The sequence below is a fragment of the Streptomyces sp. NPDC088197 genome (assembly GCF_044741185.1).
Lineage (GTDB): Bacteria > Actinomycetota > Actinomycetes > Streptomycetales > Streptomycetaceae > Actinacidiphila.
In genome coordinates this window covers 295,316-317,017 of sequence record NZ_JBIUSD010000003.1, presented here as the reverse complement: position 1 = coordinate 317,017, position 21,702 = coordinate 295,316, and the positions used below count along the sequence as shown (strand labels likewise).

Annotated in this window: 18 protein-coding genes; 10 read left to right on the top strand and 8 right to left on the bottom strand. The window is 72.1% G+C overall.

The window, feature by feature from the left end; all coding sequences use genetic code 11:
• Positions 1 to 238: 238 nt before the first annotated feature.
• From ACIOC1_RS09845 to ACIOC1_RS09830, 4 genes are all read left to right on the top strand, one after another.
• Positions 239 to 1,390 (top strand): substrate-binding domain-containing protein, encoded by a 1,152-nt coding sequence (locus tag ACIOC1_RS09845; protein ID WP_401853109.1) that lies wholly within the window; start codon positions 239 to 241, stop codon positions 1,388 to 1,390.
• Positions 1,390 to 3,126, top strand: coding sequence for a sugar ABC transporter ATP-binding protein (locus ACIOC1_RS09840; RefSeq protein ID WP_401853106.1), 1,737 nt, complete (start codon positions 1,390 to 1,392; stop codon positions 3,124 to 3,126). The genes ACIOC1_RS09845 and ACIOC1_RS09840 overlap by 1 nt, the downstream gene beginning before the upstream one ends.
• Before the next feature lie 61 nt (positions 3,127 to 3,187).
• Positions 3,188 to 4,204, top strand: a complete 1,017-nt coding sequence (locus ACIOC1_RS09835; protein WP_401853103.1) for an ABC transporter permease — start codon at positions 3,188 to 3,190, stop codon at positions 4,202 to 4,204.
• Between the two features lie 370 nt (positions 4,205 to 4,574).
• Positions 4,575 to 8,717, top strand: coding sequence for a beta-galactosidase (locus ACIOC1_RS09830; RefSeq protein ID WP_401853100.1), 4,143 nt, complete (start codon positions 4,575 to 4,577; stop codon positions 8,715 to 8,717).
• 163 nt (positions 8,718 to 8,880) lie between these two features.
• Here the strand turns inward: ACIOC1_RS09830 and ACIOC1_RS09825 are convergent, their stop codons facing one another.
• Both ACIOC1_RS09825 and ACIOC1_RS09820 read right to left on the bottom strand, forming a co-directional pair.
• Positions 8,881 to 9,897 carry an acetylxylan esterase gene (locus ACIOC1_RS09825; protein WP_401853097.1) on the bottom strand — a complete coding sequence of 339 codons (1,017 nt, stop codon included), beginning with the start codon at positions 9,895 to 9,897 and terminating at the stop codon, positions 8,881 to 8,883.
• Positions 9,898 to 9,950: 53 nt separating this feature from the next.
• Positions 9,951 to 10,790 carry a polysaccharide deacetylase family protein gene (locus tag ACIOC1_RS09820; RefSeq protein WP_401853095.1) on the bottom strand — a complete coding sequence of 280 codons (840 nt, stop codon included), beginning with the start codon at positions 10,788 to 10,790 and terminating at the stop codon, positions 9,951 to 9,953.
• 209 nt (positions 10,791 to 10,999) lie between these two features.
• On the opposite strand from ACIOC1_RS09820, the gene ACIOC1_RS09815 reads away from it, so the two are divergent.
• On the top strand, positions 11,000 to 11,860 hold the full coding sequence (locus tag ACIOC1_RS09815; protein WP_401853092.1) for an SAM-dependent methyltransferase: 861 nt from the start codon (positions 11,000 to 11,002) through the stop codon (positions 11,858 to 11,860).
• An 18-nt stretch (positions 11,861 to 11,878) separates the two neighbouring features.
• Here ACIOC1_RS09815 and ACIOC1_RS09810 read toward each other — a convergent pair whose 3' ends face one another.
• Both ACIOC1_RS09810 and ACIOC1_RS09805 read right to left on the bottom strand, forming a co-directional pair.
• Positions 11,879 to 12,739, bottom strand: coding sequence for a PhzF family phenazine biosynthesis isomerase (locus tag ACIOC1_RS09810; RefSeq protein WP_355334593.1), 861 nt, complete (start codon positions 12,737 to 12,739; stop codon positions 11,879 to 11,881).
• A gap of 67 nt (positions 12,740 to 12,806) precedes the next feature.
• Positions 12,807 to 13,562 carry an SDR family oxidoreductase gene (locus ACIOC1_RS09805; RefSeq protein WP_401304099.1) on the bottom strand — a complete coding sequence of 252 codons (756 nt, stop codon included), beginning with the start codon at positions 13,560 to 13,562 and terminating at the stop codon, positions 12,807 to 12,809.
• Between the two features lie 86 nt (positions 13,563 to 13,648).
• Between ACIOC1_RS09805 and ACIOC1_RS09800 the strand changes: the two genes are divergently transcribed.
• On the top strand, positions 13,649 to 13,978 hold the full coding sequence (locus ACIOC1_RS09800; RefSeq protein WP_401714901.1) for a 4a-hydroxytetrahydrobiopterin dehydratase: 330 nt from the start codon (positions 13,649 to 13,651) through the stop codon (positions 13,976 to 13,978).
• 156 nt (positions 13,979 to 14,134) lie between these two features.
• On the opposite strand, the gene ACIOC1_RS09795 is transcribed toward ACIOC1_RS09800, so the two are convergent.
• On the bottom strand, positions 14,135 to 15,151 hold the full coding sequence (locus tag ACIOC1_RS09795) for a Gfo/Idh/MocA family oxidoreductase (RefSeq protein ID WP_355334584.1): 1,017 nt from the start codon (positions 15,149 to 15,151) through the stop codon (positions 14,135 to 14,137).
• Between the two features lie 103 nt (positions 15,152 to 15,254).
• Here ACIOC1_RS09795 and ACIOC1_RS09790 point away from each other — a divergent pair, with 103 nt between their 5' ends.
• The 3 genes from ACIOC1_RS09790 (at position 15,255) to ACIOC1_RS09780 (ending at position 17,966) form a co-directional block, all read left to right on the top strand.
• On the top strand, positions 15,255 to 16,559 hold the full coding sequence (locus ACIOC1_RS09790; protein ID WP_401714899.1) for a multidrug effflux MFS transporter: 1,305 nt from the start codon (positions 15,255 to 15,257) through the stop codon (positions 16,557 to 16,559).
• A gap of 71 nt (positions 16,560 to 16,630) precedes the next feature.
• Positions 16,631 to 16,900: a hypothetical protein gene (locus tag ACIOC1_RS09785; RefSeq protein ID WP_355334759.1), complete on the top strand. Its 270-nt coding sequence runs from the start codon at positions 16,631 to 16,633 to the stop codon at positions 16,898 to 16,900.
• Positions 16,866 to 17,966, top strand: coding sequence for a serine hydrolase domain-containing protein (locus ACIOC1_RS09780; protein ID WP_401853089.1), 1,101 nt, complete (start codon positions 16,866 to 16,868; stop codon positions 17,964 to 17,966). The genes ACIOC1_RS09785 and ACIOC1_RS09780 overlap by 35 nt, the downstream gene beginning before the upstream one ends.
• 35 nt (positions 17,967 to 18,001) lie before the next feature.
• Here the strand turns inward: ACIOC1_RS09780 and ACIOC1_RS09775 are convergent, their stop codons facing one another.
• Both ACIOC1_RS09775 and ACIOC1_RS09770 read right to left on the bottom strand, forming a co-directional pair.
• Positions 18,002 to 19,279: a hypothetical protein gene (locus ACIOC1_RS09775; RefSeq protein WP_401853086.1), complete on the bottom strand. Its 1,278-nt coding sequence runs from the start codon at positions 19,277 to 19,279 to the stop codon at positions 18,002 to 18,004.
• Positions 19,279 to 20,094, bottom strand: coding sequence for a polysaccharide deacetylase family protein (locus tag ACIOC1_RS09770; RefSeq protein ID WP_401853083.1), 816 nt, complete (start codon positions 20,092 to 20,094; stop codon positions 19,279 to 19,281). The genes ACIOC1_RS09775 and ACIOC1_RS09770 overlap by 1 nt, the downstream gene beginning before the upstream one ends.
• 445 nt (positions 20,095 to 20,539) lie before the next feature.
• On the opposite strand from ACIOC1_RS09770, the gene ACIOC1_RS09765 reads away from it, so the two are divergent.
• Positions 20,540 to 21,232 carry a CDP-alcohol phosphatidyltransferase family protein gene (locus tag ACIOC1_RS09765; RefSeq protein WP_401853634.1) on the top strand — a complete coding sequence of 231 codons (693 nt, stop codon included), beginning with the start codon at positions 20,540 to 20,542 and terminating at the stop codon, positions 21,230 to 21,232.
• Here ACIOC1_RS09765 and ACIOC1_RS09760 read toward each other — a convergent pair.
• Positions 21,210 to 21,668, bottom strand: a complete 459-nt coding sequence (locus tag ACIOC1_RS09760; RefSeq protein ID WP_355334575.1) for an adenylyltransferase/cytidyltransferase family protein — start codon at positions 21,666 to 21,668, stop codon at positions 21,210 to 21,212. The two genes, ACIOC1_RS09765 and ACIOC1_RS09760, sit on opposite strands and share 23 nt — an antisense overlap.
• Between the last annotated feature and the right edge of the window lie 34 nt (positions 21,669 to 21,702).

Here is a 21,702-nt window from a genome sequence, read left to right as displayed (position 1 = left end):
CCGATCAGTGAGCGCTAACACTCATAGGCGACAGCTGACGGCGCGCCTGGCGATCGGGTCAGTGGGTCCGGCCTGTTCAGCGGCCCGCTCAGCAGCCGGAACACCCGTTGGTGCCGTAGGAGATCGGCGAGTTACCGCGAGGAGAGAGCAGATGCCCCGCTCTGCGTGATTCTGTTCCCACTATTTGTTAGCGCTCACAAAACTGGCTGAGAGGCCACTGCCCGAACAGGATGCAGCCATGCGCGACGCCCGAAAGGCCCTTGCCCGGCACGGACGATGGGGAGCCGCAGCGGTGACGCTGGCGGTGGCCCTGTCCGCGACGGCGTGCAGTAAGAGCGGTGCCGGTGACTCGTCCGCGGCGGACGCGGCGAGCGGCGGGAGCCCCGCCGCGGTGACGATCAAGGGCGACATCGCGTTCAACGACGCGAATCTCGCGAAGCTGGACGCGGCGCTGAAGGCCGCGCTGGCCGGGAAGGACCTGTCGAAGCTGCACGAGGCCATGGTGGTCAACGTGGCGGTCGACTACTGGAACGCGGGCAAGTCCGGCTTCACCAAGGGCCTGGCCGACCTCGGCGTGAAGGGCGTCTACCAGGCGCCCGCCAACGGCCGTCTGGACCAGCAGCTCTCCCTCATCCAGACATTGCGCGGCCAGGGCATCACGGGCTTGAGCGTGTCGGCGATCGACCCGACGGCGATCAAGGCGCCGATCGCGTCCGCGAAGAGCGCCGGGATACCGGTGCTGGCGATCGACTCCCCGCTGCCGCCGGAGGACGGCGCCGACCTGTATCTGGGCACGCCCAACTACCAGGCGGGCCAGAAGGCCGGTGAGGCCATGAAGCAGGCGCTCGGCGGCAAGGGCCAGGTCGTCGTCCTCGTCGGCTCGCTGACCACGTCGAACGCGGTGGAGCGGATCCAGGGTTTCGAGGACGCGCTCAAGGGCACCGGCATCAAGGTCGCGCAGAAGCTCAGCGACGGCATGGACGCGGCGAAGGCGCTCACCAACGCGCAGACCGCGATCCAGACCAACCCGAACATCAACGGCCTGTACGGCGTCTACTCCTATGACGGACCGTCAGCCGGGCAGGCGGTGCAGGCCGCGGGGAAGTCGGGCCGGGTGAAGATCATCTCGGACGACAGCGACCCGCAGACGCTGAAGTTCATCAAGTCCGGTGTCATCCAGGCCACCGTCCTCCAACAGCCCTACCAGCAGGGCTACACCGGTGCCTATCTGCTGGCCGCGTTCAAGGTGCTCGGCAAGGACGCCACCCTCCGGATCGTCAAGCCGTATCTGGAGTCGGACGGCACCACGCTCAGTTCGGGCGTCGGCCTGGTCACCCAGGCGAACCTGGCCGCGTACCAGACCAAGCTGACCGACCTGGGCATCGGCTGATGGCTTCGGGTCCGGCCCCGTACGAGGCTCCGCGGTCCCCGGCCCCGGCCCAGACCCCGGCCCCCGCCCCGGCCTCCGCCCCGGACGCGGCCCCGGCCCCGGCCCCTGAGGTCGCCGTCCGGCTGCGGTCGGTGAGCAAGTCGTACGGGCCGGTGAAGGTGCTCGACATCCCGAGCCTGGACCTGGCCCGTGGACAGATCGTCGCGGTGGTGGGGGAGAACGGCGCGGGCAAGTCCACCTTGATGGGCGTGCTGTCCGGCACCGTCACGCCCACCACCGGCAGCATCGAGATCGCCGGTACGCCGCTCCACGCCGGACGGCCCGACCACTCCAAGGAGTTGGGCGTCGCCCTGGTGGCCCAGGAGTTCCCGCTCGTCGGGCAGTTGAGCGTGGCGGAGAACCTGCTGCTGGGCCGCCGTCCCGCGCGGGCGGCGTCCCGCCCGCTGGGCCGGGTCGTCTACGACCGCGCCGGTACGAGGGCGGAGGCGCGCGCATTGCTCGCCGAAGTCGGCGTCAGCGGGGTGGACGTGGACCGGCCGGTGGAGCGATTCCCGGTCCCCGTACGGCAGATGATCGAGATCGCCAAGGCGTGGGGCCACCATCCGCTGGTGCTGATCCTGGACGAACCCACCTCCTCGCTCGGCCCGGTCGAGGCCGAGCGCGTCCTCGGCTTGGCCCGTACGCACGCGGCGGCCGGCGGGGCGGTGCTGTTCATCGGCCACCGCCTGGACGAGGTCCAGGCCGTCGCGGACCGGGTGATCGTGCTGCGCAGCGGCCGGATGGTGGCCGATCTGGCCCCGGCGGAGGCGAGCGAGGAGCGGATGATCCGGGAGATGGTCGGCAGTGAGCTGGCCCGCGCCGATCTGGCCCCGCCGTCCTCCGTCGAGCGCACGACGACCCTGTTGGTACGGGGGCTGACCGCGGACGGCCTCGGGCCCGTCGACCTCGACGTGAGGGCGGGGGAGATCGTCGGCGTGGCCGGGCTCATGGGCTCGGGGCGCAGCCGCCTGCTGCACACGCTGATGGGCGCGCAGCCGCGTACCGGTGGCACGGTCGTCTTCGACGGCGCCGACTTCCGCCCGCGCCGCCCCGCCGACGCGGTGGAGGCAGGGGTCGGACTGGTGCCCGAGGACCGCAAGGTCCAGTCGCTGCTCCCGGCGCACTCGGTGCGCTGGAACGTCACGCTGGCCACGCTGCGCCGGATCAGCGCGCACGGAGTCCTGCGGCCGAGGGCGGACAAGGCGCACGCGGCCAGGATCGTCCAGGACCTCGGGGTGCGGCTGCGCAGCCAGGAACAGCTCATCTCGGACCTGTCGGGCGGCAATCAGCAGAAGGTGGTGTTCGGGCGCTGGCTGGCGACCGAGCCCCGGCTGCTGCTCCTGGACGAGCCGACCCGCGGCGTGGACGTCGGGGCCAAGGCGGAGATCTACAGCCTCATCGACACCGCGGCGCAGGACGGCCTCGCGGTGCTGGTGGCCTCCTCGGAGCTGGAGGAACTGCTGTGGATCTGCCACCGGATCGTGGTGATGGCGCACGGCCGGGTGGTCGCCGACCTTCCCCGCGACCGGTTCGGCAAGGAAGCGATCATGACCGCAGCGGCCGGTACGCGGAACGGCGCGCCCGGTACGCGCGACGGGGCCGGGGCGCGGCACGGAACCGGGGAACAGGCCGGGGCGCTCGGGCCGCGGACCGGCGCCGGCGACGTCGCCGACCGTCAGGGGAAGGCACGCGCATGAACGACAACAGACCCCTGCCGATGACCGCCGTCGGCGTCGGCACTCACGGGAAGGCGAGGCCATGACCACCAGCACCGCACCGATCGAGGCCACGGAGGACGCCGCGAGCGGCGGCCGTACGTCGCCGGTCCGCCGCCTGGCCGAGACGCCCGAGGTCGGCGTGGTCGCGGCCTGCGTCGTGGTCTTCGTCGCGCTCGCGCTGGACAAGTCGACGTTCGCCAGCGCCGTCAACCTCCAGGGCATGGGCTTCGACCTGTCCCAGTACGGGCTGATCGCGATCGGCGAGTCCCTGGTCATCCTGACCGGCGGCATCGACCTGTCGGTGGGCGCGCTGCTGGGCACCAGCGTCATCCTGATGTCCTGGTTCAACGTCCGCGCGGGACTGCCCGCGCCGCTCGCGATCCTGCTCACGCTGGCCGTCACCGGCACGGTCGGCCTCGTCCACGGCCTCGCCGTCACCCGGCTGAGAATGCCGCCCTTCGTCGTCACCCTGGTCACCTACACGGTCGCGCAGGGCGTCACGCTGGCCATCACCTCCGGCACCTCCATCACCGGCATCGACGGCGCTTTCGGCGACCTGGGACAGACGTACGTGGCGCAGATCCCCCTCCCGCTGATCGTCTTCGCGGTCGTGGCCGTGGCGGCGTGGTTCTTCCTGGAACGCACCTACACCGGCCGCCAGGTGTACGCGGTCGGCGGCAATCCCGAGGCGGCCCGGCTGGCGGGCATCCGCGGCGACCGCCGCATCGTCTCGATGTACGTGACCAGTTCGCTGCTGTCCGGCTTCGCCGGGATCTTCGTGCTCGGCCGGATGGGTGTGGGCTCGGCCAGCGGCGTCGGAGTCGGGTGGGAGCTGTCGGCCATCGCCGCGGCCGTCATCGGCGGGGTGAGCCTGGTCGGCGGACAGGGCCGGATTCTCGGCATCGTGGCGGGCACGATCCTGCTCGAACTGATCAACAACGGCCTGACGACGCTTCAGATCAACTCCAACTACACCAATATCGTGCTGGGTTGTGTGCTCGGGCTGGCCATCACCGCCGACCGGCTGCGGGCGAGAAGCGTGGCCCGCCGCGGCTGACCCGGCATCCGACCGACCGCTGACCGGCCACCGTCCAGCCGCCGTCGCCCCGCCGCTGACCGACCGTCGCCGGGCCACTGGCCGCCCGCCGCCCGCCCGCCGCCCGCCCGCCGGTCAGCCGCCGATCAGGGACTGTTCCGCCCCCGGACGCACGGCCGTCCGGGGGCCGCGCCGCGTGGCGCCGCCCTCCTTCGAATCCGGCTGAATCGTTTCGGCCCGAATGGTTGCGTTACCCATCGGAGACTGCGACACTTCCCGTCGCTATGCGACTCGTTCGCACATATATCAACAGGGAATCTGCTCTTTCCTGGCTGTTCATGAGCGACCGCTGAAGCTCGCGACCACTCCCGCACGTGACGTGGAGGTAGGAATGGCTGTTCATCGCACGTACCGATGGGTGCTGCGGCGCTGTCTGGCCCTGGGGGTCACCGCCGCGCTCATGGTCGGTCTCGGCGTCGGCGTGGGGGCCGCCGCCGAACCGCCGGCGCGGGCGCCGGACACGGCGCACGCGGGCGCCCCGCACGCCACCCACTCGGTCACCTACGACGGCTATTCGTTCATGATCGACGGAAAGCGCACCTACCTGTGGGGCGGCGAGTTCCACTACTACCGGCTGCCGAGCCAGGATCTGTGGCTGGACGTGCTCCAGAAGATGAAGGCGGCCGGATTCAACGCCGTCTCCCTCTACTTCGACTGGGGCTACCACTCGCCCGCCCCGGGCGTCTACGACTTCACCGGCGTCCGCGACGTGGACAAGCTCCTCGACATGGCCGACGACCTCGGCATCTACGTGGTCGCCCGACCCGGCCCGTACATCAACGCCGAGGTGGACGGCGGCGGTTTCCCCGGCTGGCTCTCCACCAAGGCGGGGGACACCCGCACCGGCGACCCGGCGTATCTGAAGTACAGCGACGAGTGGCAGACGCAGATCGACCGGATCATCGCCCGGCACCAACTCACCGACGGCAAGGGCTCGGTGATCGAGTACCAGGTCGAGAACGAGTACTACAACGGCAGCGCGGCGGGCCGCGCCTACATGAAGCACCTGGAGGACAAGGCCACCGCGGACGGCATCAAGGTGCCGCTGGTCGGCAACAACAACGGCACCTTCAACTCCGGTGACGCCGAACTGGCCGTCGACGCGGCCGACTCCTACCCGCAGGGCTTCAACTGCTCCAACCCCACCCGGTGGAACGGCGTGCCCGACATCAGCTACGACCACGTCCCGGGCAAGCCGCTGGCCACCGCCGAGTTCCAGGGCGGCGCCTTCGACCCGTGGGGCGGCCCCGGCTACGACAAGTGCGCGCAGCTCATCAACGACCAGTTCGCGGACGTGTTCTACAAGCAGAACATCGCCGTCGGCGCCACCTCGCAGAGCTTCTACATGCTCTACGGCGGCACCAACTGGGGCTGGCTGGGCGAGCCGCAGAACTACACGTCGTACGACTACGGCGCCGCGATCCGCGAGAACCGGCAGCTCGACCCGAAGTACGACCAGGACAAGCTGATCGGCTACTTCACGCAGGCGCTCGCGCCGCTCACCAAGACCGACGCGCTTCCCGCCACCCCGACCGACAACGCGAAGATCGTCGACACCGCGCGCCGCAACCCCGACACCGGCACGCAGTTCCACGTGCTGCGGCACTCCGACTCCACCGCGACGACCACCGACAGCGGGCACGTGACGATCGACCTCGGCGCGCACCCCGGCTACACGTACGACGACGTCGACCCGGCGCTCGCGTACACCGGCGCCTGGTCGCACGTCGGCGCGGAACAGAACTACACCGGCGGCGACTACCAGCACACCGAGTCGTTCTCCGACACCGCGGGCGACAGCGTCTCGGTCGGCTTCACCGGCACCGGCGTGAAGTGGGTCACCAACCTCGACGGCAACCACGGCATCGCGGACGTCTACCTCGACGGCGCCAAGGTCAAGACCGTCGACCTGTACGGCGCGACCAAGCAGAACCAGTACGTGGCCTACCGGGCGACCGGGCTCGCCGCCGGGGCGCACACCCTGAAGATCGTGGCCACCGGCACCAAGAACACCGCCGCGTCAGGGCAGTTCGTCACCATCGACGCGATCGACGTCGACAACGGCCAGGGCTCCACCGCCCCCGTCTACACCGTCCCGCAGCAGCCCGGCACGGCGCTGACCCTCAACGGCCGCCAGAGCAAGATCATCGTCGCGGACTACAGCCTCGGCGGTAACCAACTCCAGTACAGCACCTCGGAGATCATGACGAACGCCACCATCGGCGGCCGTGATGTCGCGGTGCTCTACGGCGACCACGGCTCCGACGGCGAGACCGTCCTGCACTACGCGACCCGCCCGACGGTCACCGCCACCGGCGGCGCCGTCACCTCCGCCTGGGACCCGGCCACCGGCGACCTGCGGCTCAACTACGCCCACACCGGCCTGACCCGCGTGCGGATCAGCGGCGGCGCGCACCCGCTGCTCCTGCTGCTCGCCGACACCGACACCGCCAAGACCTTCTGGCGGCAGGACACCGCCGCAGGGCCCGTGCTGGTGCGCGGCACCCACCTGCTGCGCGGCGCGGTCTCGAACGGCTCGGCGCTCGCCCTGACCGGCGACGTCGCCACCGACGGCGCGATCGAGGTCTTCAGCACCGCCGACTCCGTGACGTGGAACGGCAAGAACGTTCGTACCGCCACCACGGCCACCGGCAGCAGGACCGGCACCGTACCGACCGCGGCGGCCGTCAGCCTGCCCGCCCTGACCGGCTGGAAGCACATCCAGGAGTCGCCCGAGTCGGCCGCCGGCTTCGACGACTCGACCTGGCAGGTGGCCGACAAGACCACCTCGAACAGCCGCACCACGCCCGCCACCTTGCCGGTGCTGTTCGCCGACGACTACGGCTTCCACACCGGAAGCACCTGGTACCGCGGCCGGTTCACCGCCACGGGCAAGGAGACCGGCATCACGCTGTCCGCGCAGAGCGGCGGCGGCGCCGCGGCCTCCTCGGTCTGGCTCAACGGCACCTTCCTCGGCAGCGCGACCGCGGACGGCCAGAAGACGTACGCGTTCCCGGCCGGAGTGCTCAAGACGACCGGCGACAACGTCGTCTCGGTGCTCACCGTCAACATGGGCCACGAGGAGGACTACAACCCGCCCAACGGCAACAAGGCCGCCCGCGGCCTGACCGGCGCCTCACTGGCCGGCGCGCCGCTGGACACGATCACCTGGCGGCTCCAGGGCGTACGCGGCGGCGAGACCCCCGTCGACACCGTGCGCGGCCCGCTCAACTCCGGCGGCCTGTACGGCGAGCGTGCCGGATACCCGCTGCCCGGCCACCCCACCGACGGCTGGACGCCGGTCACCCTGCCGACCACCGACACCACGCCCGGCGTCTCCTGGTACACCACCGACGTCAACCTCGACCTCCCCAAGGGCCAGGACACCTCGCTCGGCCTGACCTTCACCGACGACCCGTCCCGCAAGTACCGCGTCGAGATCTACGTCAACGGCTGGAACATGGGCAACTACGTCAACTACGTGGGCCCGCAGCACAGTTTTCCGCTGCCCAACGGCGTCATCGACCCGCACGGCAGGAACACCGTCAGCCTCGCCGTGTGGAATCTCGACGGCACGACCGGCGGACTCGGCAGGGTCGCGCTGACCGACTACGGCAGCTACGCCTCCTCGCTGACCGTCGCCCGGAACCAGAGCCCCCGCTACGACAAGGCCCGTTACGCGATGCCGGGCGCCCCGGCCTCCGCGGTCTCCCTCCAGGTCCCCGGATCGGTGGGCGGCGGCGCGACGTTCACCGCGACCGCGACGGTCACTGTCCCCAAGGGCGGCCCGACCGCCACCAAGGTCACGGCGGCACTCGACGTACCGCCGGGGTGGACCGTGAGCCCGCGGTCCGCGCCCGCCGCCGTCGACCGGATACGCGGCGGCTCCTCGGCCGCCTTCACCTGGAAGGTCACCGCGCCGCAGAGCCCCGCCAAGGTCAACTCCCTGACGGTGAAGGCCCGTCTGACGCAGGGCCGGTCCACCACGGCCCAGCGTGACGTACGGATCGTCGGGGCGGTGCCCGCGCCGCCGCCGGCCGGGGACAACCAGGTCAGCGACCTGGAGTTCCTGTCCGCGACCAACGGCTGGGGACCGGTGGAACGCGACCAGAGCGTCGGCGACACCGCGTCCGACGACGGCACCCCGCTGAAGCTGGGCGGCGTCACCTACGCCAAGGGCCTGGGCACCAACTCGCCCAGCGACGTGCAGATCTACCTCGACGGGCGCTGCACCAGGTTCACCGCCCTGGTCGGCGTCGACAACGGCGATCCGGGCACGGTCACCTTCTCCGTGTCCCTCGACGGCAAGGCGCTCACCACCACGCCCGTGCTGAACGGCGGTTCGGCCCCAGTCGCGATCGACGTGCCGGTCGCCGGCGGCCAGGTCATCGACCTGGGCGTCGGCGACGGAGGCGACGGCAACGGCAACGACCACGGGGACTGGGTCAATCCGACCCTGACCTGCACGGGCTGACCGCGGCCGACAGCGGCGACGACGACGAGCCCGCGTCACCGCGACCGCGGTGCGCGGGTTCGTCGTCGCGCTGCCTCTTCTCCGTGGAGCGGCTACTCCTCCAGCGGGCCGAGGTCCGGGGTGTCGCGCGGGTCGTCCTCCTGCGCGCAGTTGAGGCGAGGATTCACGGCCCCGACGGGGCGGGGCTCCCGTCCTCCGAGGCCGGGTGGCGGGGGGTGAGGTGGTTGGGGAGCCAGTCGAGGCGGGTGGCCTCTTGGTGAGGACCACCGCCCTCGTGACCGTTGAAGTCGTAGATCTCGATCTGCTTGTCGGCGTGCGCGTAGGCGTTGAAGGCGGCGAAGACGGTGGACGGCGGGCACGTCTGGTCTTCGAGCGCGGTGGAGAAGAGGGCGGGGGCGTTGGCGCGGGCCGCGAAGTGGACGCCGTCGAAGTAGGACAGCGTCCGGGTGACCCGGTCGACGCTCGCGCGGTGGGTGTTGAGGTAGCGGCCCACCTCGCGGTACGGGTCGCGGTCGGTGAGCCGGATCGCGCGCGGGAAGTCGCACAGGAAGGGGACGTCGGGGGCGACGGCCGCCAGGTCCGGTACGAGGCCCGCGACGGCCAGCGTGATCCCGCCGCCCTGACTGGTGCCGAGCGCGACCGTACGCGCGGCGTCGGTCAACGGGTGCGCGCGGCCCGCCTCGACGGCGCGCACCGCGTCGGTGAACACCCGGCGGTAGTAGAAGGATCGCGGGTCCTCGATGCCACGGGTCATGAAACCGGGGACGGCGGGCCCGCTGCCCGCCTCGTCGGGGGTGTCACCGACCGACCAACCGCTGCCCTGGCCACGGGTGTCCATCACCAGGTGCGCGAAACCGGCCGAGGCCCACAGCAGATGGGTGTGCGGCAGGCCGCGGCCACCGCCGTAGCCGACGAACTCGACCAGCAGCGGCAGGGGTTCGGCCGCGTGGGCGGGCGCCACGAACCAGCCCTTGACCGGCTGGCCGCCGAAGCCCGCGAAGGTGACGTCGTACACGTCGACCGTCGAGAGCCCGGTCCGTACCGGCTCGAACCGCGCCTCGAGCGGGTGCGCGCGGGCCTCCTCCAGGGTCTGCGACCAGAAGGCGTCGAAGTCGGCGGGCTCCGCGGACCGGCTGCGGTACGCGCGGAGTTCGTCGAGGGGCAGGTCGAACAGGGCCATCGGGTCCGCCTTCGTCAGTCAGGGCTTCGCTGTGAACGTCGTTCGGGGCGTGGCTACTTGTAGACCTTGCCGGGCTGCGGTGTGCCCGGCGCGAGGAGTTGGGAGACGGTGACGAAGGTGTAGCCGCGGGCCTGGAGCGTGGAGACGATCGGCGCGATCGACGCGACCGTGCCGTTGTAGCCCTTGTTCGTCGGGTCGACCAGATCGTGCAGCAGGATGATGCCGTCGGGCTTGGTCTGCTGGAGGATGCGCTTGGCGATCAGCGCGGAGTCGGTGGTCCGGTAGTCCTGGCCGTTGGCGCTCCACACCACCTCCGCCATGCCCAGGTCCCGCGCGATGGCCGTCACCTTGCTGCTCGTACGGCCCTGCGGCGGGCGCAGCAGCATCGGCCGGACGCCGGTCACCTTCTGCACCGCGTCCCGCCCCTCGGTGATCTCCTTGCGGATCTCGGACGAGCTGATCTTGGTGAGGATCTGGTGGGACCAGGTCAGCGTCTCCACCTCGTCGCCCTGCGCCACCATGTCCCGCACCATCTGCGGGTGCTTCATCACGTGGTTCTTGCCGAGCGTGAAGAAGGTCGCGTGCACGTGGAACTTCCGCAGAATGCTCAGGATCTGCGGCGCCCGCACGCTCGGCCCCGCGTCGAAGGTCAGCGCCACGCACTTCGCCTTCCGGCAGTCCACGGGCCCGTCCGCACCCTGCGCGAAGGCGGCCGTCCTGCCGTCCGCCGCCACATGCTTGCGCGCGGCCGACGGCGACGTGCTCTGGTACCCGTTGCACCCGGCCAGCCCGAGCCCCAGCGCCGCCGTGACCACGACCGCGGCCCCGAGCCGCACCCGCCGCCCGGCCTCGGCCCCGATTCCGGCCCTGCGTGCCCCGGTCGTGCTGCGCATGCGCGAGTTCCCCCTCGTCGTGACGGACGCCCGCTCGCGCGGACCGTCCAGCACTCTATCCACGCCGTATCCGCCCACCTCACGGCCCCCCGGCCAGGACAGCGCGGGCGGCCGGGGCGGCGGTGCAGGCCGGTGCAGGCCGGTGCAGGCCGTGGTGGCCGGGAATAATCGGGCGCGGCCGTCCCGAGGATCGGGTTAGCGTCCGGCGCGTGAGCAATGACGACGGACACGACGACGGACACGACGACGGGTACTTCGGCGAAGACGTGGCCGGGCGGTACGACGCGGACACGAGTGAGGAGTTCGATCCGGGCGTGGTGCGGCGGACGGTGGACTTCCTCGCGGACCAGGCCGGCGGCGGGCGGGCGCTGGAACTGGCCATCGGGACCGGCCGGATCGCGGTGCCGCTCGCCGAGCGCGGTGTGCCGGTGGCGGGCATCGACATGTCGCGCGCGATGGTGGCCCGGCTGCGGGCCAAGCCCGGCGGACGGGACATCCCCGTCACGATCGGGGACATCGCGACGACGACGGCGGAAGGGTCCGCGGCGGGGACCGCGGAAGGGAACGCGAGCACGGACGGGACCGCGGGCGGAAACGCGAGCACGGACGGGAACGGGAACGGTGACGGCGGCGGATACGCGCTGGCCTACCTGGTGTTCAACACCGTCATGAACCTCGCCACGCAGGAGTCACAGGTCGCCTGCTTCCGCAACGCGGCGGCGCACCTGCGCCCCGGCGGCCGGTTCGTCGTGGAGGTCATGGTCCCCGAGCTGCGGAAGATCCCGCACGGACAGAACGTCGTGCCGTTCCACACCGGCCCCGACGGCTGCTCGTACACCGTCTACGACACGGTCACGCAGGACGCGACCTGCCACTACGTGACGGTCACCGAGGACGGCAGGGGACAGGTCACCTCGACGCCGTTCCGCTACGTCTGGCCCGCCGAGCTGGACCTGATGGCCCAACTGGCGGGCATGCGGCTGCGGGAGCGGTGGGCGGGCTGGTCGCGCGAGCCGTTCACGCAGGACAGCACCCGGCACGTCTCGGTATGGGAGAAGGAAGCGGTCTGACCCGCCGGGACGGTGGCCTTACGCCGGGATCGGGACGGCCGTGCCCGTGACCTGGATGTACGGGGTCGCGGGCGGCGGGACGGTGACCGTGAGGGTGGCCGGGCGGCCGAGGTCGTGGCCCTGGTGGAGGGTGAGGGTGGCCGGCGGGGCGACCAGGCCGAGGTCGCGCAGGTACGCGCCCAGGGCCAGCGCGGCGGCGCCGGTCGCCGGGTCCTCGACCACACCGCCGACCGGGAACGGGTCGCGGACGTGGAAGACCGACGGGCTCTCGCGCCACAGGAGTTGGACGGTGGTCAGGTCCACGGCGGTCATCAGCGCGGCGAGCCGGTCGAAGTCGTAGGCGAGGTCGGCCAGCCGCTCGCGGGTGGCCGCGGCCAGCACCAGATGGCGGGCGCCCGCGTACGCGACCCGGGGCGGGAAGGCCGGGTCGAGGTCGGCGGCGGGCCAGTCGAGGGCGGCCAGCGCCTCGGCGAGGGCGTCGGGCGCGATGTCCTCGACGTACGGCTCGACGCTGGTCATCGTCGCCAGCGGCGTACCGTCCGGGCCGGTCGAGACGGTGACCGGGACGTCGCCCGCCCGGGTGCGGAACAGCAGGTCGCCCGCGCCGAGTCGGTCCGCCACCGCCACGGCGGTGGCGAGGGTGGCGTGGCCGCAGAAGGAGACCTCCGCCTTCGGGCTGAAGTACCGCACGGTCAGCGTGCGGCCGTCCGTCGCCGTGACGAAGGCGGTCTCGGAGTAGCCGACGTCGGCGGCGACGGCCAGCATGCCGGGGGCGTCGAGCGCCGAGGCGTCGAGGACGACCCCGGCGGGGTTGCCGCCTTCGGGGTCGTCGGAGAAGGCCGTGTAGCGCAGGATGTCGGGCCCCGAGGGTGTCGTCATGACCGCTCCAACCCGGCGCCGTCCCGCGCGTATTCCCGTGGCTGTCGCCGCCGGGCGCGGCGCGCCCTCAGCCGCGTCCGATGAACGGCATCGTCGTCGCCGTCACCGTCGCGAACTGCACGTTGGCCTCCAGCGGCAGCTCGGCCATGTGCCGCACCGTACGGGCCACGTCGGCGACGTCCATCACCGGCTCGACGGCCGTGGTGCCGTTCGCCTGGAGAATCCCGGTCCGCATCCGGGCCGTCATCTCGGTCGCCGCGTTGCCGATGTCGATCTGCCCGCAGGCGATGCGGTACGGGCGGCCGTCCAGCGACAGCGACTTCGTCAGGCCGGTCATGGCGTGCTTGGTCGCGGTGTACGCGATGCTGTGCGGGCGCGGGACGTGGGCCGAGACGGAGCCGTTGTTGATGATCCGGCCGCCGGACGGGTCCTGGTCCTTCATCCGCCGGAACGCCGCCTGCGCGCACAGGAACGCGCCGTGCAGATTCACGTCCACGACGGCGCGCCACTCGTCGTACGACAGGTCCTCGACCGGGACCGGCGGGCCGAACATTCCGGCGTTGTTGAACAGCAGGTCCAGGCGGCCGGGGGCGGTGTCCCGCGCGAACAGTCGCTCCACGTCCTCCGGACGGGTGACGTCGGTCGGTACGGTCAGAGTCCGTCCGGGGCCGGCCGCCGCCAGCTCCGCCGTCTCGGCCAGCGCCTTTTCGCGGCGGCCCGCCAGCAGTACCGTCCAGCCGGCCGCCGCCAGTTCCACCGCGACGGACCGGCCGATGCCCGAACCCGCACCCGTGACGACCGCGACTCGCTCGTTCTCGCTCATGGCACCGCAGGTTATGCGCTGGGCGGTGCGAGGATGAATTCGCCCGCCCGCCCACCCGCCCGCCCCTTTTCCGTGGAGGCCCCCGGATGCCCTACGCCGAACCGCTCTCGTCCGACCAGGTGGCCGCGCGGCTCGCCGGGCTTCCCGGCTGGGAGGTGCTGCCCGGTGGTGACGGGGCCGACGCCGCCGCCTCGCTCCGGCGGGTCTACCGGTTGGCGCACCTTCCCGCCGCGATCTTCGCGCTGCACATCGCGGGGATCCAAGCCGAGCTCGACCATCACTCGGAACTCACCCTCGGCTACGACACCTTGACGGTGGCCCTCACCACCCACGCCGCCGGTGGGCGCCTCACCGCCAAGGACTTCGACCTCGCCGCCCGCATCGAGGCCATCGCCCCGGCCCACTCCGCCGCCTGAGCCGCGGCGCTCCCGCGGGTCACCACCCGCCCCGGCGGGGCAGCCCGGTGGTCTCCGGACCACCCGCCGGTGACGGGTTGCTCGCGCGGTTCCTCCCCCGGCCTTCGGCCGGGAGGTGCCCCCGGCGCCCGTGACGGGGCACGTCCTGGACAGGCCCTAGTCGATGCCGGGGTAGGTGACGCCGGTGTGTTCGCGGATGGTGTCGAGGGTTCGCATGATGGAGAGGGAGCCGGCGAGGGGGACGAGGGGGGACTCGAGTTCGTCGGCGCGGAGGCAGCGCATGACTTCGGCGGCCTCGTAGGCCATGGTGCCGCGGGTGAGGCCGTCGGCGACGACGTCGGAGAAGAGGACGGTGCGGGGCTCCTCGCCCTGGCGGTGGACGACGAAGCGCTCGGGGTTGAAGAAGCCCTCGGGAAGCTCGATGCGGCCGGCGCTGCCGGTGACGACGGCGCGGGCGCCGGTGTCGGCGGTGATGGAGCAGGTCAAAGTGGCGACGGCGCCATCGTTCCAGCCCAGGACGATGCCGGTGTTGTCGTCCACGCGCTCGGGCGTGAGGTGGGACCACGCCCGGACCTCGTCGGGCTCGCCGAGCAGGAGCTGGGCGAAGGAGACCGGGTAGACGCCGAGGTCGAGCAGGGCGCCGCCGCCCTGGTCGGGGTCGCGCAGCCGGTGGGTGGCGGGGAAGTCCCCGGAGAAACCGAAGGCGGCCGAGACGTCCCGCACCTCACCGATCAGGCCCTCGGCGATGAGCGCGAGCATGTGCCGGATCAGCGGGTTGCAGTACATCCACATGGCCTCCATGAGGAACAGGCCGCGGTCGCGGGCGAGGTCCACCAGCTCGTGCGCCTCACGGGCGTTGATGGTGAACGCCTTCTCGCACAGCACGGCCCGCCCGGCCTCCAGACAGATCCCGGTCGCCTCGCGGTGCGCGGAGTGCGGCGTGGCGACGTACACCACGTCGACCCCGTCGTCCGCGGCCAGCTCCGCCCAGGAGCCGTACGCGCGCGCGATCCCGTACCGCTCGGCGAACGCCTTCGCGCCCTCGAGGGTGCGCGAGCCCACGGCGACGACCTCCGCGTCCGGCAGCGTCAGCAACGCCTCGGTGAAGGTCGCGGCGATCCCGCCGGTCGCCAGGATGCCCCAGCGGATGGTCCGTACGCCGTCGTCGCTCATCGGTCGGTCTCCCACTCGTCGGTCAGGGTCAAAACGTGGTCTCGGTCGTGCGCGATCACTGGAAGGATAGAGAACGGTTCAACTACCACCTACGGAGAGTGCCGTGCAGGACGCCGGGCCGCCCATACCCGCGCACACCGCTGACATCACCGATGTCACCACCACCCACACCACCACCCCTACCCCGACCATCGGCACGCAGCGCCGTACCGGCCTGCTCGTCACGCTCGTTCTCGGCGGCCTCACCGCGGTGCCGCCGTTGTCGATGGACATGTATCTGCCCGCGCTGCCCCAGGTCACCGACGCCCTGCACAGCACCGCGGCGACGGCGCAGCTCACCCTCACCGCCTGCCTCGCGGGCATGGCGCTCGGCCAGCTCGTGGTCGGGCCGCTCAGCGACCGCTGGGGACGCCGCCGTCCCCTGCTGACCGGCATGGTCATCTACATCCTCGCCACCGCCGTCTGCGCCTTCGCGCCCTCGGCGGGCCTGCTGATCACCTTCCGGCTGATCCAGGGCCTGGCGGGCGCGGCGGGCATCGTCATCGCCCGCGCGGTCGTCCGCGACCTCTACGACGGCGTGGAGATGGCCCGCTTCTTCTCCACTCTGATGCTGATCTCCGGCGTCGCCCCGATCGTCGCCCCGGTGATCGGCGGCCAGATCCTGCGGATCACCGACTGGCGCGGCGTCTTCGCCGTCCTCACCGTGATCGGCGTCCTGCTCACCCTGGTGGTGTGGCGCTGGCTGCACGAGACGCTGCCGCCCGAGCGCCGGCACTCCGGCGGGCTGCTGGGCACCTTCGGCGCGGTCAAGCGGCTGCTCGGCGACCGGATCTTCACCGGGTACGTGCTCTCGGGCAGCTTCGCCTTCGCGGCGCTGTTCACCTACGTGTCCGCGTCCGCCTTCGTCATCCAGGACATCTACGGCGCCTCGCCGCAGACCTTCAGCCTGCTGTTCGGGCTGAACTCCATCGGCATCGTCGGCGTGGGCCAGCTCAACGGCAAGGTGCTGGTCGGCCGGGTCGCGATGGAGAAGATCCTCACGATCGGGCTCGCGCTGATCACCGCCGCCTCGGTGGCGCTGGTGCTGCTGACCACCGGCGTCTTCGGCCGGGCGGGACTGCCCGCCGTCTCCGCCGCGCTCTTCGTGCTGATGGCGTCGATGGGCCTGACCCTGCCCACCGCGAACACGCTGGCGCTGCTGCGCGTCAAGCGGGACGTGGGCTCGGCGTCCGCGCTGGTGGGCACCTCGTCCTTCCTGATCGGCGCCCTCGCGTCGCCGCTGGCCGGAGTGGCCGGTGACGGCACCGCGGTGCCGATGGCCCTCGTGCAGTTGACCTGCGCACTCGTGGCCGTCGCCTGTTTCGTCGGGCTGTGCGTGCGCGGGCGTCGTACCGTGGAGGGACCCTAGGCGGCACGCGGGCCATCAGGCGGCTCGCGGCGCGGACCATCAGGAGGCCCGCGGGCCATCAGGAGGATGCGATGTCCGATACCGCGGACGAGAGCCCCGGAAAGAGCGTGGGCGCGCGTACCGACCGGCTCGCCGAGCCGGGCGACGACGAGCGCACATGGGCGTTCAAGAGCGCCGACAGCTCCCTGCGCACGGGCGCGGAGGGGGCGGCCGACGGCTCGGTGAGCCCGGAGGACCTGGTACTGCTCTCCGGCCGTGAGCCCACGCCGGAACGGATCGAGAAGGCCCGCAGAGCACTGGAGGAACATGGCGCCGCCGCTGTCGAGAGGTACCTGCCCTGAGGCGGGTCTCGACGCCGCAGAGCTGAGCCGTATCGTCCCCGCGCTGGCCGCGTACACGCGCCCGGCGCCCGCGCACCCCTGGTGCGCGGGCGCCGTCGTGCTGGCCGGCCGGGGCAGGACCGTCGCGTTGCACGAGGCGGTCGGCTGGGCGGTGCGCTACGGCGCGTACGACGAGAGCGCGGACGTCGGCGTGGAGCTGCCGCCGGGGCAGTGGGTGCCGATGCGCGAGGACACCGTCTTCGACCTGGCCTCGCTCACCAAGCTCTTCACGGCCACCGTCGCGGCCACCCACCTCGACCAGGACCGCGAGGTCGCCGCGTACGTGCCGGAGTTCGGCGCGGCGGGCAAGGGCGCGATCACCGTACGGCAGCTCCTCGACCACACCTCGGGCCTGCGCCCCGAACTGCCCTTCTACGACCGGCCGACGGCGCAGGGCCGGGCGCGGATGCTGTGGGACGAGGAGCCGGTGCACCCGCCGGGCACCCTGCGGGTCTACTCCGACCTGAACCTCATCGCGGTCCAGTACGCGCTGGAGGCCGCCACGGGCCGCCCGCTCGCGGTGCTGATCAGCGAGGAGGTCACCGGCCCCCTCGGCATGCTCGACACCGGCTTCAACCCGCCGTCCGCCGCGCTGTCGCGGATCGCGGCCACCGAGGACCAGCGGCGGCCGTGGGGCAGGCTCGACCGCGGCATGGTGCGCGGGAGCGTGCACGACGAGAACGCGTACGCGATGGGCGGGGTCAGCGGGCACGCCGGGCTGTTCTCGACGGCCTGGGACCTGGCGCTGTTCTGCCGGGCGCTGCTCGACCGGGGCGGGCCCTGGGGCGGCTTCGAGACCGACCAGGCGTGGTTCATGGGCGAGTTGGCCGGGCGCGGCGCGTACGGGCACACCGGTTTCACCGGTACGAGCCTCGTGGTCGACCCGGAGAGCGACAGCTTTCTCGTGCTGCTCGCCAACTCCGTCCACCCGACCAGGACGTGGCGCGACGGCAGCGCGCCACGCGCCGCCGCCGCGACCGGACTGGCCAGGGCGATCCTCAAGGCCGAAACCGCGGGGCCCGGGTAGCGGGCCTGCTCAACGCGGGTCGCCCTTGCGGCCGTTCAGCGGAAGATGCCGGTGTGGCCGAGCGAGTAGCGGCCCGGCTGCGGGTAGACGGCCAGGCCGTGCGGTCCCGAGCCGACCGGGATCTTCGCCAGGGTGCGCCCGTCGGCGGTGTCGATCGCGTACACCTCGCCGTCGTACCGCCCGGACAGCCACAGCACCTTGCCGTCCGCGGACACCCCGCCCATGTCGGGGCTGCCGCCGCCCTCGATGTGCCACTTGCGGACCAGCTTGCCGGTGGCGAAGTCGAGCAGCGAGATCGAGCCCTCGCCGCGGTTGGAGATGTACATCACCTTCGAGTCGCGCGAGACGTACAGGCCGTGCGCGCCCTTGCCGGTGCGCAGCAGCGTCGGCTTGGAGAAGGTGTCGCCGTTCATCACCCACACGCCGTCGGCCATCATGTCGGCGATGTACCAGGTCTTGCCGTCCGGCGAGATCTTCACGTCCTGCGGCATCGCGCCCTCGAACGGCAGCCGCTGCTGGCCGACGACCTTCATCTCCGCCGTGTCGACCTTCAGCAGTTCGCCGGAGAACTCGCAGGACACGATGAAGTACCGGCCGTCGGGCGAGAAGTCCGCGTGGTTCACGCCGTAACAGCTCACCGGCACGGTCTTCTTGACCGCCATCGTGTGCGCGTCACGGAAGACCAGCTCGCGGTCGAGCGACGCCATCACCACCGCGTACTTGCCGTCCGGCGTGAAGTACAGGTTGTACGGGTCGTGCACGTCGACCGTCGGACCCGCCTTGCCGGTGGCCGGGTCGAGCGGGGTGAGGGTGTTGCCGACGTCGTTGTTGACCCACAGCGTCTTCAGGTCCCACGACGGCACCACGTGCTGCGGCTGCTCGCCGACCGGGATCGTCTCGATGACCTTGTACGTCTTCGGGTCGATGACCGAGACCGTGTTGGAGTCGGTGTTCGGCACGTAGACCCGCGAAGGGAAGTTCCGCACCACGGGGGACAGCGCGTTCGGCCGGTCGGCGGCGTAGACGTCCTTCGGGTCGAGCGGCGGCGGCATGCCCGGCAGGCCCTGCCCGGCGGCCGGGACGCGCGGCGCGGACTGCGGTGTCGCCCCGACAGCGGCTTTGGCGGCCTTGGCGGAGGCGGTCGCGTGCGGGTGCCCGCCGGTGGCCGTCGTACCGCAGCCCGCGGTGAGCACACCGCCCGCGAGTACGGCGACGGTGGCGGCGCCCGCCACGAGGAGCGTGCGGGCGGAGACCGCGGGCGGCCGGGAGTGGCCGGGGGCCGGGTGCGGGGAACGGAACGGGATGCGGCGCATCAGGTCAGCAGCTCCGAGGTCGTGACCGCGCGGAGGCCCCGGCGGTGCAGGTCGTCGAGGATCCCGGGCAGCGCGGCGACCGTGCCGGAGTGCCCGAAGTGCAGGGAGACCACCGAGCCCGCGCGTGCCTGGGCGGCCACCGCGGCGCGCACCCGGTCGGCCCCCGGGTCGGTGTAGTCGAGCGGGTCGACGTCGTACGACAGCACGTGCGGGTAGCCCGCCTCGCGGGCGAGTCTCACCACCAGCGGGGTTGCCATCCGTGCCTGGGACGGGCGGAACCAGCGGCCCCGCGAGCCCGTGAGCTCGGTCAGCCGCCGGGCGCAGCCCTCGATCTCCGCGGTGGCCGCGGCGGCGTCCATCGCGCCGATGTCGCCGTGCGTCTGGGTGTGGTTGCCCAGTTCGTGACCGCCGTCCAGAATCCGGCGGGCGAGCCGCGGATACGTGTCGAGCCAGGCGCCGACCGCCAGCACGGTCACCCGCGCCCCGGCCTTCTCCGCCTCGGCCAGCAGCGCCGTGGCCAGCGCCGGTTCGCCCTGGCCGTGGAAGGTGAGGGCGAGCCGCTCGCGGTCGCGCGGGCCGTGCTCGATCTGGTCGGGCAGGCCGGGCGGCAGCGGCGGCGGCGCGGACGTGGCGGGCTTCCCCGCGGGCGCGTGCGGCGGGGACGAGGGCGCGCCGGTGGGGGCGGGGGACGAGGGCGAGGACGACGTGCCGGGCGCGGGGGCGGGTGCGGCGCCGGACGGACGGCCGTCGGAGCACCCGGCCAGCAGCGCCCCGGACGCGGTCACTTGCAGCAGATTTCGGCGGGAGATGGACATCGGGCATCACCTTATGACGTAACGCCACTTTCGGCCCATGTCGCCGGGCCCGCGTCGCGCGGAGTCGCACGGATGAGTCAGTCCGCTGGGCCGCCTGCCATCATGGGCCGACGAAGGCACCGCGCCGCGGTGACCGGGGGGTGGACCGCGGGTGACCGCGAAGAGGTGCGTGGGGGGCTGCGTGGCCGGGACAACGGCGGGGACGGGTGCCGGGACGGACGGCGGCACGGATGCCCGTGCGGGCGACGGCGCCGACACGGGCGCCGGTAGCGGCGTCGGCATGGACGCGGGCGGCGCCCCGGGCGCCGGGACCGCGCCGGGGACGGACGGCGACGCGGGCGAAGGTCCGGCCGCCGCGACGAACGGCGGCGCGGGCCCGGTGGTGGCGCGCGGCACGCGTACCGCGCCTGTCCGCGACGCCGGATTCCTGACCGCCGTCCGGCGGCTGCGCGCCGCGCAGAAGACCGCCAAGGGCGTGTCGCTCTACTCCCGTTACGTGAACCGGCCGGTCGGCCGGGTGCTCGCCGCGGGGGCGTACCGGATCGGACTGACGCCCAATCAGGTGACCCTGGTCAGCGCCGTGTTCAGCGGCGCGGCCGTCGCCGCGCTCGCGCTCGGCCGCCCCTCGTGGCCGCTGGCCCTCGCCGTGTGGGCGGGCCTGGTGGTCGGCTTCGCCTTCGACTCCGCCGACGGACAGCTCGCCCGGCTGCTCGGCGCGGGCAGCCCGGCGGGGGAGTGGCTCGACCACGTCGTCGACTGCGCGAAGATCACCGCCGTGCACGCGGCCGTGCTGATCACCTTCTACCGGCACTTCGACCTGCCGGGCGGCGGCTGGCTGCTGCTGCCGCTGGGCTTCCAGCTCGCCGCCGTCCTGATCTTCTTCGGCGGCCTGCTCACCGACAAGCTCAAGCCGAAGGAGCCGAAGAGCCAGGGCGCGGCCCCCGCGCCGTCACCCCCGCCCTCACGGCTGCGCGCGGTCGCCCTGCTGCCCGTCGACTACGGCGTCTTCTGCCTGGTCTTCCTGCTGCTCGGCAGCCAGAGCGCCTTCAGGACCGGATACCTGGTCCTCTTCGCCGCGCACGCGCTCTTCCTCGCGGCCTTCCTCACCAAGTGGTTCAGAGAGCTTCGGAGGGTCTGACCGAGGGCTGCGCCGGCTCGGTCAGCACGTCGAGCGCCTTGCGGAGCTGGGTGCTCGACGTGTGCACGGTGTACGGGAAGTAGACGATCTCCACGCCCACCGTCGCGAAGTCCCGCTCCAGACGGCGCCCCTTGTCCGTACCGCGCCAGTCGTCGCCCTTGAACAGCACGTCGAAGCGGACCTGCTGCCAGGTCTCCAGCTTGTCCGGCACCGTCTCGACGAAGGCCGCGTCCACGAAGCGCACACTGCGGACGATCTCCAGCCGCTCCACCAGCGGCACCACAGGACTGCGGCCCTTGGCGAGCTGCGCCATCTCGTCCGAGACGACGCCCGCGACCAGGTAGTCGCACTGGCTGCGGGCGTGCCGCAGGATGTTGAGATGCCCCACGTGGAAGAGGTCGTAGACCCCAGGCGCGTAACCGACCCGATGTGACATAAAACGACCCCCCGGTCGTACGGTGAGCTGTGCG

Excerpts from the sequence above, each read along its gene's own strand:
- ACIOC1_RS09835 (WP_401853103.1), top strand. The coding sequence starts at position 3,188 with ATGACCACCAGCACCGCACCGATCGAGGCCACGGAGGACGCCGCGAGC.
- ACIOC1_RS09780 (WP_401853089.1), top strand. The coding sequence starts at position 16,866 with ATGGCGCCGCCGCTGTCGAGAGGTACCTGCCCTGAGGCGGGTCTCGAC.
- ACIOC1_RS09785 (WP_355334759.1), top strand. The coding sequence starts at position 16,631 with ATGTCCGATACCGCGGACGAGAGCCCCGGAAAGAGCGTGGGCGCGCGT.
- ACIOC1_RS09775 (WP_401853086.1), bottom strand. The coding sequence starts at position 19,279 with ATGCGCCGCATCCCGTTCCGTTCCCCGCACCCGGCCCCCGGCCACTCC.
- ACIOC1_RS09800 (WP_401714901.1), top strand. The coding sequence starts at position 13,649 with ATGCCCTACGCCGAACCGCTCTCGTCCGACCAGGTGGCCGCGCGGCTC.
- ACIOC1_RS09795 (WP_355334584.1), bottom strand. The coding sequence starts at position 15,151 with ATGAGCGACGACGGCGTACGGACCATCCGCTGGGGCATCCTGGCGACC.
- ACIOC1_RS09810 (WP_355334593.1), bottom strand. The coding sequence starts at position 12,739 with ATGACGACACCCTCGGGGCCCGACATCCTGCGCTACACGGCCTTCTCC.
- ACIOC1_RS09840 (WP_401853106.1), top strand. The coding sequence starts at position 1,390 with ATGGCTTCGGGTCCGGCCCCGTACGAGGCTCCGCGGTCCCCGGCCCCG.
- ACIOC1_RS09805 (WP_401304099.1), bottom strand. The coding sequence starts at position 13,562 with ATGAGCGAGAACGAGCGAGTCGCGGTCGTCACGGGTGCGGGTTCGGGC.
- ACIOC1_RS09825 (WP_401853097.1), bottom strand. The coding sequence starts at position 9,897 with ATGGCCCTGTTCGACCTGCCCCTCGACGAACTCCGCGCGTACCGCAGC.
- ACIOC1_RS09820 (WP_401853095.1), bottom strand. The coding sequence starts at position 10,790 with ATGCGCAGCACGACCGGGGCACGCAGGGCCGGAATCGGGGCCGAGGCC.
- ACIOC1_RS09770 (WP_401853083.1), bottom strand. The coding sequence starts at position 20,094 with ATGTCCATCTCCCGCCGAAATCTGCTGCAAGTGACCGCGTCCGGGGCG.
- ACIOC1_RS09760 (WP_355334575.1), bottom strand. The coding sequence starts at position 21,668 with ATGTCACATCGGGTCGGTTACGCGCCTGGGGTCTACGACCTCTTCCAC.
- ACIOC1_RS09830 (WP_401853100.1), top strand. The coding sequence starts at position 4,575 with ATGGCTGTTCATCGCACGTACCGATGGGTGCTGCGGCGCTGTCTGGCC.
- ACIOC1_RS09845 (WP_401853109.1), top strand. The coding sequence starts at position 239 with ATGCGCGACGCCCGAAAGGCCCTTGCCCGGCACGGACGATGGGGAGCC.